Raw genomic sequence first — 16,363 nt, 5'->3', positions numbered from 1 at the left:
CGCGCATGGCGGTTCATTCGGTGACCTCGAAACGCAGCATGCCGATCATTTGTCCAGCTTCGGTCATGACCCGTACGCGCCAACGGCCTTGCGCCTTGTTCGGGAAATTGCGCTTATGGGTCCAGGCGCGGTAGCCCGCATCGCGTCCTCCGCTGATGTCCAGCGGTATACGATCGACACGCCGGCCGTTGTGCTCCCATACATGGAAGATGCGCTCCTTCAACCCCCGCGGTGCGTTGATCGCGGTAAAGGCGTAGAGGCCATTGCCGTGAAGCTCGCGGCTGGATAGCTGACGCAGGCGGTTGCCGGGCTCTCGTGATGCGTCGTCCATGCTCATGGTCACCGCGACATCGTTGAGCCAGAGCGTAGCCGGCGGTACCCAGGTGCGGCCCACCCAGCCGGCAAGACCGACGATCGCCGCCAGTAGCGGAACCGCAATCATGCTTTTCCAGTTCCATTCGGGGAACAACCCCCTGAGGCTGGGTAGCGCCAGCAACACAGCGATGATCAACGAACAGAGGTAACTCTGCGGAGTGGACAGGTGAAAGATGATGGGTAGCGCAGTCAGCAGAACCGCGAACAGCGTCAGGGCATGGAATGCCAGGTAGACCCAGCGGCGCGGTGCCAGCCACTTGTAGTAAAGCGGGTCGACCAATGAGACCAATGCCGCGACGCCCAATATCACCGTGAACACCGCCTGGCCGCTGTTCCAGGTGGTGGTAATGAAGAAGAACGGAATGATGAAGAACAGGCTTTCCTGATGCACCATCTGCGTGACGTAGCGCAGCACGGGACGTGGCACTTTCCAGCCGAAATGGCGTTCCAGGCCGCGGCGCAGGCTGTTTTCCAGCATCAGCCAGAGCCAGCTGGCCAGCATGGTCGCCGCGATCACCTTCGCCAAACCGGCATGGCGCTCCACCAGTACAAAACTGGCGATACCCGAGCAGAAGCCAAATAGCGCCACTGTGCCCGGATAGCGGCGAATCAACCGTGAGCCCTGTTCGAACAGCGCGGCAAGGCGGGATTTCAATGGCATGTAGATTTCACGTTAAGGATCGTCTCTGGTTGGGGATCATGGCCAGTTTTGCGCGAGGGTGTCGTCCCAAGCCTGCAAATAATCTGGCTTGTCTGTGCAGCCGGCGCTGCCAAGAAGCGCTGGCGGGGCGATCGTCTGTCGGCCGTGTTTGAATTTCATCTTTACCAGCACACAGGCGCAACGAACGGCTCCGCTGAGGAAAACATGCTCGAGGTAGGTAGCACGGGCGTCGTGATAGAGCACTCGCGATTCAATCGTCAACCAACTGAAGAGCTTGATCGGAGCGGTGAAGCGAATCAGCACCGAGGCGTTGACGAAGGCATAACGCCGGCGCACCAGCGTGCCAAACAGGCCGGTGCGCACGAGAAAGTCGATCTGCGCAGCCTCGGTCAGACGTAGATAGCGGTCACTCTTGAGCTTGATGACGCCAACATCCAGAGGGGTCACCAGAAAGCGAGCGGATAGCGTCTGGTCGGGCGCCTTACGCTCGCGGCGCAGCAGCGCCAGAAACAGAGTCAGTACGTTGCGCAGCAAACCACCCATTATCGGATTCCTTGGTCCAGAGAAGCCTCAGCGGTGCTCAGAGTCAGGGTTATGCCGCTGCTCAATATCAATCGACTCGAGCAGCACCGTGACGTCCTGTTCCCTTGTAGCCTGTCGCTTCGGTCAGCTGCAGCGCTGCTGGCTTTTGCTTCGAGTGTCGTTTCGGGGGCGGTGCTTTGCTATGCACATCAAGTGGCTCGGCCGAATGGCTCGACGCGATGCGGTCAGGCAGCCGTTGCGGTGGCCTTATCGATCGCGGTGCGTACATCTCCGTATGAGCGTGCCGTTTCCGGGGCCAGGCGTACCAGGGGCAGGCCGATCGTTTGGCAAAGCTCATCGAGAAAGGCATTCGCATCAGATGCCTGCTCCATTTCGATGGCGCAACGAGGCTCCAGCGTGGCCCGGTCACAAAGAAGAAAATCGAAGCGTGCCGCGGATATCCGGTTAACCGCCTGGTACCAGGGGGCTCGCCGGGGAATCGCTGTCACTTCGACCACATCAGCGACTCGCACCTTGCTCAGGATCAAATGGTCATCACCGGCCGCTTGCTGCAGCAATGCCAACAGCTCGCCTTCGCTCGGTTGAAAGAATGGACGCTTCAGCTGATATGGCATCCGTAAGGCGGGATGGTTGAACTGCCGCTGCTTGATAAGAAAGACCAGGGCAAAGCAGACGAAAGCCACCAGCACCAACCCGAGAAAGGACGTCACTGGGAGCCTGCCTTATGTGGAAGCGGTGGGGTTTCCGGAGGAGGCAAGATACGCATAGGGCTGCTCCCGACAGGTTTGCATGATTTGTTTGAACCGACAGATGCAGGGGAGTTCGTTCCGAACAGAACTGAGTTATCCAAGGTATCTGTGCAACGATCTGTGGATAACCTCTGGGCTGACCGTCCCGAGCCGTGCGGCACTAGCGTTAGCGTTGGCTGATCACGCTTTGATCAACGCTCAGAAGCGGTGCTGGTACGCACATTGGCACGCTCCGCACAAGGCGTTAGCGACTGTTCCGCAACGGTTTTTTTGCTAGGTTAGATTGTTCATAACCACTTATCCCCGTTTGCTGTGGAGAGAGCTGTGGATAACCACCGGTAAAGTCATTGAGAGCGCCATGGCCTCCGGGTTGCGAAAAGTTGTTCAATTTTCATACAGCTTTCCGCCCACGGCACCGGGGGGCTTGTCCACGTCACTGGGAATTCTCCCAGCGGCTATGAATGCTGGGCTGCCAAGCGTTAAGCAGTTGCAGAAGATCCCGAGGGGAGTCGCTGCGCTGCAGCATGGCGCGGTACTTCACCTTCACAAAGCCCTCCTCGACGAGATGGTCCAAGAAGTGGCTCAGCTTGCTATAGAACTGGTTGGTATCTAGCAGCCCGAGCGGCTTGCTGTGATAGCCCAGTTGGCCCCAGGTCCAGACTTCGAACAATTCTTCCAGGGTGCCGAGGCCGCCCGGCAGCGCTATGAAGGCATCGGAGAGTTCGGCCATGCGTGCTTTGCGTGCGTGCATGCCGTCGACCACTTCCAATCGCGTCAGGCCTGTATGGCCGATTTCCGACTCTTTCAGACTCCGCGGAATAATGCCGATCACTTCGCCACCGGCGGTCATGGCGGCATCGGCCACCACGCCCATCAACCCAACCGCACCTCCGCCGTAGATCAGCCTGATGCCGTTCGCCGCCAGGGTCTGGCCCATCGCGATGGCTGCTTCTCGATAAATGGGATTAGTACCCGTACTGGCACCACAGAATATGCAGATCGATTGCAGGGACATCGGTCACTCCGTCATTCAAGTGGCCAGCAGATTAACCCCGACGCCAGGTGAAGGTCACGGGGTCGAATCAGCATCCAAGGCATCCCTCGCGGCAGCCGCCACTGACAGCTAGTGCGTAGTTGGCGAATAACGTCTGAAAAAAATCGAAACTGGACATGATGGCCTCCGGCGCTGTTCTTGACGGGCGAAAGGCTGTCGCTCTGTTCGTCAGGCTGCTCTTAGTTTCTGGGCATCGCTTCGATAGCGTTCCAGTTCGGTTATCGCCTATCGCTGTGCACCTCTCTGTGGATAACCTCTGGCGGGGTTTCTCAAAGGCGCACCGCCTGCCGCATTGCGTCAATTGTGCGATCTCGATCAAATCGAGAGCGAAGTTAGTAAACCGTTGAAATAAAGAGATTTTGGAGATTTATTTTTGGCTGAGCAGGGGGTGAAGCGGTTTAAGTTATCCAGAATAGCTGTGGGGTGTTCTGTGGATAACGTGGGGAGATAAGTGCGAAACACCCGGGGCGCGTGGGCTGTGGATGGTCGGGCGAAAAATAGCCAGACCTTTGCGTCAGCGGCAGCAGGCAGGGGCAGGATTCCCATCGATCACTGCCTGCTTCGGTCGTGGCCCGCCATCATCCCGCAGCGTTATGCCGGGGCATTCATTCGCGGGCGTTTGATTGTGAGCCGGGTTGGCCTCGTCGACACTCGCGCGCACATGCAACGTCATCCAATAACAATCTGCTGGAGGAATGCCGAATGAGTGAAGCCATCCGCTTCGAAGACAAGGTGGTAATCGTGACCGGCGCCGGTGGCGGACTCGGTCGCGCCCACGCGCTGCTATTCGCTCGTCATGGCGCTAAAGTGATAGTCAACGATCTCGGCGGTAGCGCTCAGGGCGAAGGTGCCAACAGTTCGGCGGCCGATCGGGTGGTGGAAGAGATTCGCCAGGCCGGCGGTACGGCGGTGGCCAACCACGACTCGGTTACCGACGGTGAGAAGATCGTGCAGCATGCGCTCGATGCCTTCGGCCGCATCGACGTCGTGGTGAACAACGCCGGCATCCTGCGCGACAAGACGTTTCACAAGATGGACGATGCCGACTGGGACCTGGTGTACAAGGTTCACGTCGAAGGCGCCTACAAGGTTACCCGCGCGGCCTGGCCGCACATGCGCGAGCAGGGTTATGGCCGGGTGATCTTCACCGCGTCCACCTCCGGTATCTACGGCAACTTTGGCCAGTCCAACTACGGCATGGCCAAGCTTGGCCTCTACGGGCTGACCCGCACCTTGGCCCTGGAAGGCCGCAAAAATAACATCCTGGTAAATGCCATCGCGCCTACCGGCGGCACGCGGATGACCGAAGGTCTTATCCCTCCGCAGGTCTTCGAACAACTCAAGCCTGAGCTGGTAAGCCCGCTGGTGGTGTATCTGGCGAGCGAGCAATGCCAGGAGACATCTGGGCTGTTCGAAGTGGGTGGCGGCTGGATGGGCAAGGTGCGCTGGGAGCGCAGCCTGGGTGCCGGTTTCGACCCAAGGGCAGGCTTCGAGGCCGAAGACGTCGCGGCCAACTGGCAGCAGATCTGCAATTTCGAAAATGCCGCGCATCCGGCTGACAATATGGAAGCGCTGAAGGAAATGATGGCCAACCTGCAGAAGCACGCCGGCTAACATCGTTTGGCCGGCCAGACCGAGGGCGCGGGAGCCGGGCCCTCGCCCCTCGTCCGGCCGGAGCGCATCAGCCGGCGGCTGCGGCCACCGCATCTGCTGGCAGGAGGCGCAAGGCTTTTGCCCGCGCCTGGGCAAGATCGCGTACGTAATGCAGTTGCCCTTCAAGCAGATGAATACCGGCGCGACGCAGCTTGAGCCTCACTTGTGCACTGCTGCCGCAAAGGATCAGCGCGATACCCTGCTTTCGGTAATCCAGCAGAACGTTTTCCAGCGCCGCGAGCGCGGTCATGTCCAGCATCGGCACATTACTGATATCGACGATGACGACCTTCACCACAGGATTGAAGCGCCGCAGCACGCCCAGCGCCTTCTCGGCGGCGCCGAAGAACAGGGGGCCCCGAATCGCGTAGGCAGCGACGTGCTCGGGTAGATCCTGTAGTAGCTGGCTCTGGCCGGAGCGCAGGCTCGTGGTATCGGTCAGTTCACTCATGCGCTTTATGAACAGCCCAGCAGCCAGCAATAGGCCGACCCCAACTGCCAGAACCATATCGAACAACACCGTCAGGGTCAGGCAGGTCAGCAAAACCAGCACATCGCTGCGGGGCGCGATGCGCAGTGTCTTGAGCACATGTGGCGCTTCGCTCATGTTCCAGGCCACCATAAGCAGTAGCGCCGCCAGGGCGGCCATCGGCAGATAACTGAACAGCGGCGCCAGCCACAGGATCGCCACCAGCACGACACCGGCATGAATGATCGCCGCCAGTGGTGAGAAGGCGCCAGCGCGCACGTTGGTGGCGCTGCGGGCGATGGCCGCGGTGGCGGTGATGCCACCGAACAGAGGAGCGACCAGGTTGCCGATGCCTTGGCCCAGAAGCTCGGCATTCGGATCGTGATTGCTACCGGTCATGCCATCGGCGATCACGGCGCAGAGCAGCGACTCGATGGCCGCCAGCATGGCGATGGCGCAAGCGGGGGCCAGTAGCTGGTGGAGCAACTCGAAGCTCAGCACCAACGGCTGTCCGTCAGGGCCTGACAACAACCAAGGCCAGGCAAAGTCCGGCAGAAATGGCGGAATGCCCGGATGCGTCACGCCGTCCACGCTGTAGCTGAAGCGCTCGCCCAGCGTGGCCACGGCCAGGCCAGAGGATTCCAGCGCCATTCCGGCCAGCGCGCCGACGATGAGAGCCACAAGGTGGCCAGGCACCCTGGGCACCAGGCGCGGCCAGACGATCAACGTCGCCAGGCAAAGCGCGGCGACAAGAGCGTCGCCGGGCTGGGCGCTGGGCAATGCGTGAACTAGCAGGCCCAGCTGTTCTACATAATGTTGAGGTTGCTCGGTGAGGGTCAGTCCGAGCACATCCTTTAATTGCAGGGTCGCGATGACGATGCCGATCCCTGCGGTGAAGCCCAGGGTGACCGGATAAGGCACGAAGGCGATCAGCTTGCCGGCGCGCAGCAGCCCGAGCGCTATCAGGATCAGTCCTGCGAGCATCGTGCATAGAAGTAGGCCACCGATGCCGAACTGCTGGGTTATCGGTAGCAGAATCACCACGAACGCGGCTGTGGGCCCGGACACGTTGAATCTGGAGCCACCGGTCAGGGCGATCAGCGGCGCGGCGATCAGCACCGTATACAGGCCATGCTGTGGCGCAACACCCACCGCAATTGCCAGTGCCATGGCCAGTGGAATGGCGATTATTCCAACTGTTATCCCTGCAGCGATATCACCGCGTAGTTCGAGGCCCCCGTACCCTGATCGCAGGGTTTGACGCCAGGCGGCGAACAGCGGTGGAAGATTCATGCAGACCGCTCCTTGTATGCGAAGCGCAAGTATAAGCACAGGCCCCGCGGCGAGCTTTCCCCGAGCTCACTATCGCCGCCAAATTATGGTTTTTCGCGTACGACCTTGGTCGCAAGCGCTTCTGGCGCGTTGAGTGCGCTCGCCTCGCGGAGTAAACTGCCGCCCCCGTAAGGCCCGTCGGACCGGAGAAACCATGCGCAAAGACAAGAAGAAGGTGATCGGCGAAGAAGTCAGTGATGAATCGATCAAGTTGTTTCTCGAGCCGGAACCGGCTGACGAGACACCGCCATCGCTGCACAAGCTGATCAAGGCCTATCGAGGTTTACGGGTCGATGATTTCGAGCGTTTTCTCGGATTCTTTGTCGAAGCCGGATTCGATCTGAACGCGAAGGATGCCAAGGGACAGGATTTCGTTGCCCTGATTGCCGACCAGCGCCAGGCAGAGCCCTACATCGAGCTGATCAAGGCCGCCCGCGGCTGATTCATTGCCCTCGGAGGAAGGCCGCCGAGGCACGCATCGCTGATGTACTGGCTGAGCAACCGATAGCCACAATCGATTTTCTCGCTGCACGTGTCCCGTAGAGCCCCGGCCTGTCGCCCAGCTCCGGGATACATCGGAGCGAGAGGGAGAAGGCCAAAAGCCGTTCTCCCGACAGCGGGCCGGCATCCTGAGATGCCTGCCTTCGGGCACAAGCCCGAGCAGCGGTATAGAGACCTCCTCCGTTTCTAGCCGCCTGGCTGGTGGTTCTACGCGATTGCGTACTGCGGTCGTGACAGTTTAATGCTGTGATTCTGGAGAACGCGTTAATGACGCAACACGATAGCGAAGCCGTGGATTTGGTGCTGGTGGGAGCCGGCATCATGAGTGCGACTCTGGCGGTACTGCTCAAGGAACTCGATCCCAACATCAAGCTGGAGATTGTTGAACTACAAGAATCCGGGGCCGTGGAAAGCTCGAACCCCTGGAACAATGCTGGCACCGGCCACGCCGGGCTGTGTGAGCTGAACTACACCCCGGACACCAAAGACGGTTCGATCGACATCAAGAAAGCCGTCACCATCAATACCCAGTTCGAGGTTTCCAAGCAGTTCTGGGCCTACCTGACGGGCCGCGAAGGCTTCGGCAGCCCTCGTGATTTCCTTAACGTCGTGCCGCACCTGAGCTTCGTTCGCGGTGCCAAGAACATCGACTATCTCAAGCGCCGCTTCGATGCGCTCAAGACTCATCACGCCTTCGAAGACATGGTCTACACCGAAGACCGCGCCACGATGGAAGAATGGATGCCGTTGATGATGCCGGGCCGCCCGGTGGACGAGCCGATCGCCGCTACCCGCGCGTTGAACGGTACAGACGTCAACTTCGGTGAGCTGACTCGGCAGTTGCTGGTGTATCTCGAGGCCAAGCCGGGCGTGAAGATGTCCTATTTCCAGAAGGTCACAGGCCTTGAACGCAACGGCAAAGGCTGGCGCTTGGAAATCAAGAACACGCGTGACGGCAGCAGTCGCGAGCTCGATGCCGGCTTCGTCTTCCTCGGCGCGGGCGGTGCAGCCTTGCCGCTGCTGCAGATGTCGGATATCGAAGAAGGCAAGGGCTACGGCGGTTTCCCTGTCAGCGGCCAGTGGCTGCGCTGCGATAATCCTGAGATCGTCAAGCAGCATCAGGCCAAGGTCTACAGTCTGGCCGCCGTAGGCGCACCGCCGATGTCCGTTCCTCATCTGGACACGCGCGTCGTGGACGGTAAGAAATCGCTCCTGTTCGGGCCTTATGCCGGCTTCACCACCAAGTTCCTCAAGCATGGCTCGCCACTCGATCTGCCGATGTCGATCCGGCCGAGCAATCTCAAGCCGATGCTGGCCGTCGCGCGCGACAACATGGACTTGACCCGCTACCTGATCAAGGAAGTCCGGCAGTCCATGGAGGATCGCCTGGAAACCTTGCGTGGCTTCTATCCTGAGGCGAAGGCTGAAGACTGGCGCCTAGAAGTGGCTGGTCAGCGCGTACAGATCATCAAGAAGGATCCGAAGAAAGGCGGCATCCTGCAGTTCGGCACCGAGCTGGTGTCGGCGCGGGACGGTTCCATTGCAGCATTGCTGGGTGCGTCTCCGGGTGCTTCGGTCACCGTGTCGATCATGCTGGATCTCATTGAGCGCTGCTTCCCCGAGCAGGCCAAGAGCGAAGATTGGGCCCGCAAGCTTGACGAGATTTTCCCGGCCCGCGAGAAAGTGCTGGGAGCTGATCCGGTGGTTTACCGTGACGTAACCGCCATGGTCGACAAGCGTCTGGGGCTGGCCGACTAGGTCAGACGTACCGGGGGTATCCAAAGCCGCGCTGCTTGCATGAGCCGCGCGGCTTTTTCATATCTGCTGAACGCAACGCGTTGGATAGGTTGTGTGCGGCAAGATCGGCTGATCATCGAGCAGGACGTAATGGCACGGGGCAGGGCGCCGGAGCAGGGCAGTCAGTAGTGGCATGGGTGTGCTGCCTGAAGGTCTCGACGCGTGATCGCACATTGCGGTTGCCGCGGAACATTGCCGCTGCCGGACGGGTCTTTAGCGCATCCGCTGTCAGGCAGTTGCGGGGCTGGTTATACTGCGCGCCATCATTCCTAATCTGGAGAAAGACAGCATGCTGAAACGCCTGTTGTTCAGTCTTGCCGCCGTGTCGGTACTGGCCGTGGCCGGTTGCGCACATAGCCCGCAGCAACTCGATCCAACTCCGAAAATCACCGGCACCATCAACCCTGTCGGTCAGGGGCAGCCGGTATCGGTGCGGGTGGTGGACGGACGTCCATCTCCGACACTGGGTACCCGCGGTGGCCTGTATCCGGAAACCAGCGCGGTGATCGTGCCGAAGGAGAAGGTGATGCCCAAACTTCAGGCTCAGGCAGAAGCAGCGGTTCGCCTGCTCGGCTTCACACCGTCGCCCAATGCTTACAATGCTCCGCAGCTGACCTTGACGCTTGCCGAGCTGAAATACCAATCGCCGAAGGAAGGACTCTATGTCACCGAAGCGACCATCGGCGCAACGTTCCGAGTCGAGGTGCAGAACGGCGGTCGTCGCTACACCGGACGTTATGGCGCCTCGCTGAATCAGCGTTTCGGTATGGCGCCGAACGAGCAGACCAACACCAAACTGGTGAGTGAGGTCTTGAGCGATGCGCTGAGCCGCGCGTTTCGTGACCAAAACATCGGTCAGGTGCTGGCTCAGTAAGACCGACCATGGTTGTAAAAAGAAACCCGCATTCGATGCGGGTTTTTTGTTTGCGATGCGCGCTCTGCAGGGCGCTCGAAGTGTTGCGCGCGGAGAGTAATCAGGCCTCGCCGGCCTGGTTGTCGCTCGGCCGTAGGCAGAATCGAGTGCAGTTACCACCTGCACAAACGAAAACGCCCCGTCAGACCGGGGCGTTTCCATTGGGCGGATAGCCCTAAGCGCTCGGATCAGCGCACGCCGGAGTTACGCAGGGCCGCCGGGGTGTACTGATTGGAGTTGGCTTCGTAGTTGTAGACGTAAGGGTTCTTTTCCTCATTCTTCATGCCCATCACCAGGTAGCGACCGGAAACCAGGTCATACAGGGTTTCCATCGAATACAGCGGCACCTGCACGTTGAAGAAGTACTGGGAGTGCGCCTCGGCGACGCGCCACAGTGTGTCACGGCCGTCGTAGTGATCGATGACCGCAGCTTGCCAGGTGTCCTCGTCGATGAAGAAGTGGCGCTTGGCGTAGATATGGCGTTCGCCGCTCTTCAAGGTCGCCTCTACTTCCCAGACGCGGTGCAGCTCGTAGCGGGTCAGGTCCTGATTGATGTGGCCCGCCTTGATGATGTCGTCATATTTCAGCTGCGGCGAATCCAGGCGATAGGAGTTGTAGGGAATGTACATCTCTTTCTTGCCCACCAGTTTCCAGTCGTAGCGATCCGGTGCACCGTTGAACATGTCCAGGTTGTCGGAGGTGCGCAGGCCATCGGCTGCAGTACCCGGGCCGTCGTAGGCTACCTGCGGGGCCCGGCGCACACGGCGCTGGCCTGCGTTGTAGATCCACGCCATGCGCGGCTCTTTCACTTGGTCCAAGGTCTCGTGGACCAAGAGGACGTTACCGGCCAGTCGCGACGGTTCGGTGACCTGCTGTTTGAAGTAGAACAGGACGTTGCCGTGCTTTTCTGCGTTGTAGTCGCGCAGGGTGTTCGTGTAGACGACCTCGTCGACGAATTTGACCAGGTTGTAGCTGCCATTCACCTGCGGAGTGGCCTGGGCCACGATTCGACGGGCTGAGCCACCACGGTAGCGCGTTGTGTGGTTCCAGACCACTTCCAGGCCATTCTGGGGAAGGGGGAAAGCGACCGCTGTGTCGAAGTTGGCCAGACCGTTGCCGCCGCGGACCAATTCGGTGTGGGTCGCATTCTTCTTCGCCGCGTCGTAGATCCGCTGGGGTACGGCGGCACTGCGGCGGGTCTCGAAGACCGGCAGACGATAGGTTTCAGGGTAACGCTTGAGCATGGCGATCTGGCCGGGGCTCAGGTTGTCCTTGTACTGCTCGAAATTCTGCGCAGTGATGGTGAACTTAGGCTTATCGTTCGGATACGGATCGCTGACGAAGCCATCGGCGCTAATGCCGGCGGCGTCCTGCGGCAAGCCACCTGTCCAGGCGGGAATCGTGCCGACGGCGTTACCGGCCTTTTCGGCGCCGATGGGCGTCAGGCTGTCGCCCAGCTTGGCCGCTTCCGACTCGGACACCGCTGCCAGGGCTCCGCTTGCCAGCAGAGCGCTTGCCAGCAAAGAGAGTGTGAGGGCCCCCGTCTTTAACTTGTTTTTATTCATTGTTCGGTCCTGTTGATTCAGTAACTGGTTCCTGCAAGCGATGCCGTAAGCGCGGCGCTTGCAAGTGGCGACTTCCACGAAAAAGGTGGCGGGCTGCAGGCCCGGTAAAAATCACGTCAGGGACGCAGCGATCACAAGTTGCCGTTTGCTCGACTCCGCGGCAGTCCCGTCTGGTTGCTCAAGCCAGGCGCACGCTCTATTTCGGTTGTTCGAGGCAAGATGAGGGTGAAGCTGGGAGGGACTATAGTCAACAATCGAGACGGCACCTATCTGCATAAATGGCGCAAATACCCGGCAAATTGCCATCGTTTGGTTGCGCTCCGCTTGGTCGGGAAGCGGCTGAACCCGCTGGCGCGTTTCGGTAGACTCCGTTGCCGAATTTTTGGCAATTCAAAGGCCGGTGCTTTGAGGTCTTCGTGGAGGTTCGGTTGTCACTGAATATCGATTTTTCGGGGCTGGCCAGCCTCGGCCCTGTGCTCAATTCGATGGCGTTGCTGATCGCGCTCGGCGGTGCCTGGTTGCTGTTGGCGACGCGCTGGCGCCAGCAACTCGCGAGCCAGTCAGCGCATCCGGCCAGCACCCGTGGACCGATCGTCGAGGTGGTTGGGGCGGCGGCGACTCAGCGCATCGACCGGTTCTTCTATGGCTTTGGTTTCAGCAGCCTGGGGCTGGCCTGGCTGCTTTCTGCGCTCACCCGGCTGATCTAGCTGCCTGCCGGGCATCACTCGACCATCAGAGGCTCAAGCCTGCCTTCAATCGGTGCTGATTACGTACCGGTGTGGCGTACTGTTGGATCAGGTAAGGCTGCTGCACGCTTGGGCAGGCGGCCAGGCGCTTGCCCCATTCGGCCTCGGCACGCGCAATTTCCTCCCGGCTGAACAGTTCGGTGAGCTCAGGTATCGCCAGCTCTGGATCGCGTCCGTCCCAGATCCCGTACGCCAGATAATTAACCGGAAACAAGCGATAGTCGCAGAGAATCTGCCGGTCGATCGCGCTTGCGAGCTGCTTGGGATCATCCGGGACGTCGGTGATTGGGGTGCCGAAGTTGACGTGCACGCGGCCTTTATAGCCGGTGATACCGAGTGCGATGCTGGTGTCGTCCTCCCCCGGCGCCTTGGTGTATGTGCCGGTGCTGGCGCGAATGTAGAGTTCCCGAGCCTTGGCCTGGTCGCAGGGGTCATATTCGTAGCTGATCGATACGGGCGTTGGCCGCAGCGCCGCCATGGCCTCAGCGAAAGGCTCGTCCTTGCGGCTCATGTGCATCATTTTCAAGATTGCCGAGTCGGTGCGGTCATCACCGTCCTTGGCGCGGCCCTCGGCCTGGGCAATCCAGATCGATTCGCCATCATTGCGAATCGAGTGGTTGATATAGGCGGAAAGCACCTGATAAGCCGCGAGCTTCTCGCGCCGGCCAGTGACCGAGCGGCGTACGATGAAGCTTTTATTCAGCCGCATCAGGTCGCTGACGAATGGCCGCTGCAACAGGTTGTCGCCAATGGCGATGCGCGGTGTGCGCATCTTCGCCTGGAACACTGCGTAGTTGACGAAAGCCGGATCCATCACAATGTCACGGTGGTTGGCTAGAAACAGATAGGCGCAGCCGGGCTGCAATTTCTCCAGCCCTGAATAAGTGATGCCATCGGTGGCGCGCTCGATGGTTCGGTCGAGGTACATCTCGATCCGTGCCTGTAGCGTGTCGACCGAATGAATGCTGGCGAACTCGCGTTTCAGGCGTTGCGCTATAAGAGGTTTAAGCATCCAGCCCATCGGGCCGGCCAGCCGTGGAAAGCGAAAGTGCGCCAGAATGTCGAGGAACTCCCGGTCGGCAAACAATCGCGCCATCACGGCAGGGACTTCAGCGTCGGCGTAGGGTCGGATGGCTTCGAATTCGTCCATCATGCTCTCTGTAAGGGGAAACTGAATAACCCCAAACATTTCGGGGTCGAAGTTAGGTCTGTTGATGTTTCAACGCGGTGCACGGCACAAGCGGGGTAAGCGCAGGGCAATAGCGAGCCGGTTATTCGCAATGCGAGTCGATTCACGCCGTATTGCACCATCAGGCTCGTCCCTGCGGTGGTAATGCGCTGGGACGACCCCAACAGACTAAGGACGGCGATTATAGCGGCAAGTCACGCAGGAGACGCTGATGCTGGAATCACAGGATTATCAATGCCCCTATTGCGGCGAAGGGGTTGAGGCGCTGCTCGATCTAAGTGGCGGTGATCAGCGCTATATCGAGGATTGTCCGGTCTGCTGCAGGCCGATTGTGTTCGATCTGCGAACTGATGGTACCGACTGGCAGCTCGACGTGCTGCGGGAGGATGACTAGATGCAGCGCGTGTATGAACCTCGTGATTTGCTAGAAGCCGAGATGCTGCGCGGCATGTTGGTCGCCGAAGGCCTCGAAGTGTTCCTGACCGGGCGGCACCTGATCGGCGCGGTCGGCGAGCTGCCGGCGGCCGGTCTGCTCGGGTTGATGGTCGCCGATGACCAGGTCGAGCGCGCACGACAGTTGATCGCTGAGTACAATGGCGCCGAGCCGCTGCCCGGCGACGAGCCGGAAAGCTATCCAGGCGAGCTCATCTGCTAATTCGGGCCGATGAGCGGCCTACCGCCCGCGCCGATAGGTCGCTGCTTTCGATCCGCCTCCCAACGAGTTCTGCCATGTGTGGCCGCTATGCCCTGTTTCGCTGGAGTCCGGCCTTCGCCGCGCTCCCCGGTTTCCCTGCGGATCAGCAACCGCACTGGAGTTTGGCGCCCGGCGCTTCTGTGCTGCTGCTGCGCCAGACAGACAACGAGCTGCAACTCAGCAGCGTGCGCTGGGGGCTGACTCCAGCCTGGCTCACCGACCTAACCCGGACCCCGGCGCAGGCGAGGGCGGAAACGCTGACCGAGCAGCCGATGTTTCGCGACGCCTTCCGCTTGCGCCGGGGCGTGCTGCCTGCCAACGGCTTTTACGAATGGCGCGGCACCGCGCGCAAACGGCCCTACTGGATGACCGGAGAGGATTCGCTGATCTACTTCGCGGCGATCTGGGAAGCCTATCCAGTGCCGGGCCACACCTATCTCAGCGCGGCCGTGGTAACGCTGTCTGCCGCGAATCAGCGGCGGCCGCTGATGCTGGATCAGGCCAGCATGACCGCGTGGCTCGATCCGCAGACCCCGCCCGAAGCGCTGCAGGCGCTGCTGACCGCGCCGCAGCCGGCGCTGCGCGAGCGTCCCTTGGCAACCTTCGTCAACGATCCAAAGCTGGATGCGCCGGAATGTCTGACGCCAGTGAACTAGCCGTTGGCAGTGGCTATCGAAAGTATTGATATGGGGCGGCCGTATTGGGTCGATGCCAGTTCTTGCTGAGGAAGACGGCAACGCTGTCTGCCAACCGGCGTTGCGTTGGCGACATGTTGCAGCCGGTTGCCGGGCAAGCGGGCTCGCTCTAGCATACGGTGCAGAATCCAAGGGAGACGCGACATGCTCAAGCCGCATTCTTTAGTGCTTTTTCTGGCGGCCTCGGCGCTCGCCGGTTGTCAGGCGGTCGATACCACCAGTGGCGGCGCTGTCGGAGTCGACCGCAAGCAGTACATGTTCAGCATGTTGTCGACCGAGCAGGTCAATCAGATGTACGCCCAGTCCTATCAGCAAACGCTGAGCGAGGCGTCGCAAAAGGGCATGCTCGAGAAAAGCAGCCCGATTACCAAGCGCGTCAATACCATCGCCCAACGGCTGATCGCCGAGGTGCCGGCATTTCGCCCAGATGCAGCCCAATGGGACTGGGAGGTCAACGTTATCGACAGCCCGGAACTGAATGCCAACTGTGGCCCTGGCGGCAAGATCATTTTCTACACCGGGCTTATCGAGAGGTTGAACCTGACCGACGATGAGATCGCCGCGGTAATGGGACACGAAATTGCCCATGCGTTGCGTGAACATGGCCGAGAGGCTATGTCCAAGGCTTATGGCGTGCAGATGGCGACGCAGATCGGCTCTGCCTTTGGCGTAGGCACTGGCAGTCTGCAGCTGGCGAATATGGGCGTCGAGTATCTGATGACGTTGCCCAACAGCCGTAGTAACGAAAACGAGGCCGATCTGATCGGGTTGGAGCTGGCGGCGCGCGCGGGCTACAACCCGAACGCGGCGGTCAGTTTATGGAAGAAGATGGCGGCCGCCGGTGGCTCGGCGCCACCGGAATTCCTCAGCACGCATCCGTCATCAGGCAGCCGCACGGAGGCTCTGCAGGAAAACATTCCGAAGGTGATGCCGCTGTACCAGCAGCGCCGCTGATGCCTGCAGCTGCCGCCTGGCTCAGCTCGGTGGCAGCGTTACAGGGATCGGGCTATCCATGCCCAGCTGTTTGCGGGCGCTTTCCAGATCGAACAGCGTGTTGATTTCCTCGATGTCGCCGCCTGGGTTGAGCGTCCAGATGGACATCGCGGCGACGGTGAGGATCTTGCCGCTCGGCGAATGTCCGAACACGGTTTTCTCCAGGGTGCCAAACAAGGTGCTGGAGGTCACTACGCGATTGCCTTCGCTGAGGCATTCATCCACCACCACGTCGAGGTCTGGCATCGCTTGGCGAATTTCCCGCACGATCAGGCCGAAGCCGCCGCTGTTGACCGGTTGCGTGATGAACGAACTCTTGTAGCTGAAGTAACGGCTCTGTAGCTGTTCGGCCAGCGCCAGTCGACCCTTGCACCAGCTCAGATCGATATGCTGCCGAACGCGCCGTTTTCGTTCCTCCGGTGACATGCCGCCTG

17 protein-coding genes are annotated in these 16,363 nt (G+C 60.3%); 9 read left to right on the top strand and 8 right to left on the bottom strand.

The annotated features are described in order from the left end of the window. Positions 1-13: 13 nt before the first annotated feature. The 4 genes from H3028_RS03670 to H3028_RS03655 form a co-directional block, all read right to left on the bottom strand. Positions 14-1,036, bottom strand: a complete 1,023-nt coding sequence (locus tag H3028_RS03670; RefSeq protein ID WP_181295711.1) for a DUF5924 family protein — start codon at positions 1,034-1,036, stop codon at positions 14-16. A 36-nt stretch (positions 1,037-1,072) separates the two neighbouring features. Then, complete coding sequence (locus H3028_RS03665; protein WP_181295710.1) at positions 1,073-1,579, bottom strand: thioesterase family protein; 507 nt, start codon at positions 1,577-1,579, stop codon at positions 1,073-1,075. Between the two features lie 224 nt (positions 1,580-1,803). Then, a complete protein-coding gene (locus tag H3028_RS03660) occupies positions 1,804-2,289 on the bottom strand; it encodes a DUF2726 domain-containing protein (protein ID WP_309109516.1) in 486 nt (161 codons plus the stop codon). A gap of 472 nt (positions 2,290-2,761) precedes the next feature. Further along, positions 2,762-3,343 carry a TIGR00730 family Rossman fold protein gene (locus tag H3028_RS03655; protein ID WP_181295709.1) on the bottom strand — a complete coding sequence of 194 codons (582 nt, stop codon included), beginning with the start codon at positions 3,341-3,343 and terminating at the stop codon, positions 2,762-2,764. 741 nt (positions 3,344-4,084) lie between these two features. On the opposite strand from H3028_RS03655, the gene H3028_RS03650 reads away from it, so the two are divergent. Further along, on the top strand, positions 4,085-4,996 hold the full coding sequence (locus tag H3028_RS03650) for an SDR family oxidoreductase (RefSeq protein ID WP_181295708.1): 912 nt from the start codon (positions 4,085-4,087) through the stop codon (positions 4,994-4,996). Between the two features lie 67 nt (positions 4,997-5,063). Here H3028_RS03650 and dauA read toward each other — a convergent pair whose 3' ends face one another. Next, positions 5,064-6,797, bottom strand: coding sequence for a C4-dicarboxylic acid transporter DauA (dauA, locus tag H3028_RS03645; RefSeq protein ID WP_181295707.1), 1,734 nt, complete (start codon positions 6,795-6,797; stop codon positions 5,064-5,066). A 193-nt stretch (positions 6,798-6,990) separates the two neighbouring features. Between dauA and H3028_RS03640 the strand changes: the two genes are divergently transcribed. From H3028_RS03640 to H3028_RS03630, 3 genes are all read left to right on the top strand, one after another. Then, entirely contained in the window at positions 6,991-7,278 is a 288-nt protein-coding gene (locus tag H3028_RS03640; RefSeq protein WP_181295706.1) for a PA4642 family protein, read from the top strand. Positions 7,279-7,589: 311 nt separating this feature from the next. Next, positions 7,590-9,095, top strand: coding sequence for a malate dehydrogenase (quinone) (gene mqo, locus H3028_RS03635; protein ID WP_258237701.1), 1,506 nt, complete (start codon positions 7,590-7,592; stop codon positions 9,093-9,095). A gap of 328 nt (positions 9,096-9,423) precedes the next feature. Next, on the top strand, positions 9,424-10,008 hold the full coding sequence (locus tag H3028_RS03630) for a YajG family lipoprotein (protein ID WP_181295704.1): 585 nt from the start codon (positions 9,424-9,426) through the stop codon (positions 10,006-10,008). A gap of 227 nt (positions 10,009-10,235) precedes the next feature. Here H3028_RS03630 and H3028_RS03625 read toward each other — a convergent pair whose 3' ends face one another. Beyond that, a complete protein-coding gene (locus H3028_RS03625; RefSeq protein WP_181295703.1) occupies positions 10,236-11,612 on the bottom strand; it encodes a DUF1329 domain-containing protein in 1,377 nt (458 codons plus the stop codon). Between the two features lie 428 nt (positions 11,613-12,040). Between H3028_RS03625 and H3028_RS03620 the strand changes: the two genes are divergently transcribed. Further along, positions 12,041-12,319, top strand: coding sequence for a hypothetical protein (locus tag H3028_RS03620; RefSeq protein ID WP_258237676.1), 279 nt, complete (start codon positions 12,041-12,043; stop codon positions 12,317-12,319). 25 nt (positions 12,320-12,344) lie between these two features. Here the strand turns inward: H3028_RS03620 and H3028_RS03615 are convergent, their stop codons facing one another. Further along, the gene (locus H3028_RS03615; protein ID WP_181295702.1) at positions 12,345-13,508 is read right to left on the bottom strand and encodes a 1-acyl-sn-glycerol-3-phosphate acyltransferase; all 1,164 of its coding nucleotides are present in this window, start codon (positions 13,506-13,508) and stop codon (positions 12,345-12,347) included. Between the two features lie 250 nt (positions 13,509-13,758). Between H3028_RS03615 and H3028_RS03610 the strand changes: the two genes are divergently transcribed. From H3028_RS03610 to H3028_RS03595, 4 genes are all read left to right on the top strand, one after another. Beyond that, positions 13,759-13,941, top strand: a complete 183-nt coding sequence (locus H3028_RS03610) for a CPXCG motif-containing cysteine-rich protein (RefSeq protein WP_181295701.1) — start codon at positions 13,759-13,761, stop codon at positions 13,939-13,941. Beyond that, positions 13,942-14,202, top strand: a complete 261-nt coding sequence (locus H3028_RS03605) for a DUF2007 domain-containing protein (protein WP_181295700.1) — start codon at positions 13,942-13,944, stop codon at positions 14,200-14,202. A gap of 74 nt (positions 14,203-14,276) precedes the next feature. After that, positions 14,277-14,897 (top strand): SOS response-associated peptidase, encoded by a 621-nt coding sequence (locus H3028_RS03600; protein ID WP_181295699.1) that lies wholly within the window; start codon positions 14,277-14,279, stop codon positions 14,895-14,897. Positions 14,898-15,080: 183 nt separating this feature from the next. Then, positions 15,081-15,890: a M48 family metallopeptidase gene (locus H3028_RS03595; RefSeq protein ID WP_181295698.1), complete on the top strand. Its 810-nt coding sequence runs from the start codon at positions 15,081-15,083 to the stop codon at positions 15,888-15,890. Between the two features lie 21 nt (positions 15,891-15,911). On the opposite strand, the gene H3028_RS03590 is transcribed toward H3028_RS03595, so the two are convergent. Further along, positions 15,912-16,355, bottom strand: a complete 444-nt coding sequence (locus H3028_RS03590) for an ester cyclase (protein WP_181295697.1) — start codon at positions 16,353-16,355, stop codon at positions 15,912-15,914. Between the last annotated feature and the right edge of the window lie 8 nt (positions 16,356-16,363).

It is taken from the genome of Pseudomonas sp. Q2-TVG4-2 (assembly GCF_013620795.1).
Taxonomy (GTDB): domain Bacteria; phylum Pseudomonadota; class Gammaproteobacteria; order Pseudomonadales; family Pseudomonadaceae; genus Stutzerimonas.
Note: the sequence above shows the minus strand (reverse complement) of the source record. Positions and strands in the feature narration are given on the sequence as shown.

Bases quoted from the DNA above. Each gene is read 5' to 3' on its own strand.
- dauA (WP_181295707.1), bottom strand. From the start codon at position 6,797: ATGAATCTTCCACCGCTGTTCGCCGCCTGGCGTCAAACCCTGCGATCA.
- H3028_RS03590 (WP_181295697.1), bottom strand. From the start codon at position 16,355: ATGTCACCGGAGGAACGAAAACGGCGCGTTCGGCAGCATATCGATCTG.
- H3028_RS03625 (WP_181295703.1), bottom strand. From the start codon at position 11,612: ATGAATAAAAACAAGTTAAAGACGGGGGCCCTCACACTCTCTTTGCTG.
- H3028_RS03640 (WP_181295706.1), top strand. From the start codon at position 6,991: ATGCGCAAAGACAAGAAGAAGGTGATCGGCGAAGAAGTCAGTGATGAA.
- H3028_RS03650 (WP_181295708.1), top strand. From the start codon at position 4,085: ATGAGTGAAGCCATCCGCTTCGAAGACAAGGTGGTAATCGTGACCGGC.
- H3028_RS03600 (WP_181295699.1), top strand. From the start codon at position 14,277: ATGTGTGGCCGCTATGCCCTGTTTCGCTGGAGTCCGGCCTTCGCCGCG.
- H3028_RS03605 (WP_181295700.1), top strand. From the start codon at position 13,942: ATGCAGCGCGTGTATGAACCTCGTGATTTGCTAGAAGCCGAGATGCTG.
- H3028_RS03630 (WP_181295704.1), top strand. From the start codon at position 9,424: ATGCTGAAACGCCTGTTGTTCAGTCTTGCCGCCGTGTCGGTACTGGCC.
- H3028_RS03610 (WP_181295701.1), top strand. From the start codon at position 13,759: ATGCTGGAATCACAGGATTATCAATGCCCCTATTGCGGCGAAGGGGTT.
- H3028_RS03665 (WP_181295710.1), bottom strand. From the start codon at position 1,579: ATGGGTGGTTTGCTGCGCAACGTACTGACTCTGTTTCTGGCGCTGCTG.
- H3028_RS03655 (WP_181295709.1), bottom strand. From the start codon at position 3,343: ATGTCCCTGCAATCGATCTGCATATTCTGTGGTGCCAGTACGGGTACT.
- H3028_RS03670 (WP_181295711.1), bottom strand. From the start codon at position 1,036: ATGCCATTGAAATCCCGCCTTGCCGCGCTGTTCGAACAGGGCTCACGG.
- H3028_RS03595 (WP_181295698.1), top strand. From the start codon at position 15,081: ATGCTCAAGCCGCATTCTTTAGTGCTTTTTCTGGCGGCCTCGGCGCTC.
- H3028_RS03615 (WP_181295702.1), bottom strand. From the start codon at position 13,508: ATGGACGAATTCGAAGCCATCCGACCCTACGCCGACGCTGAAGTCCCT.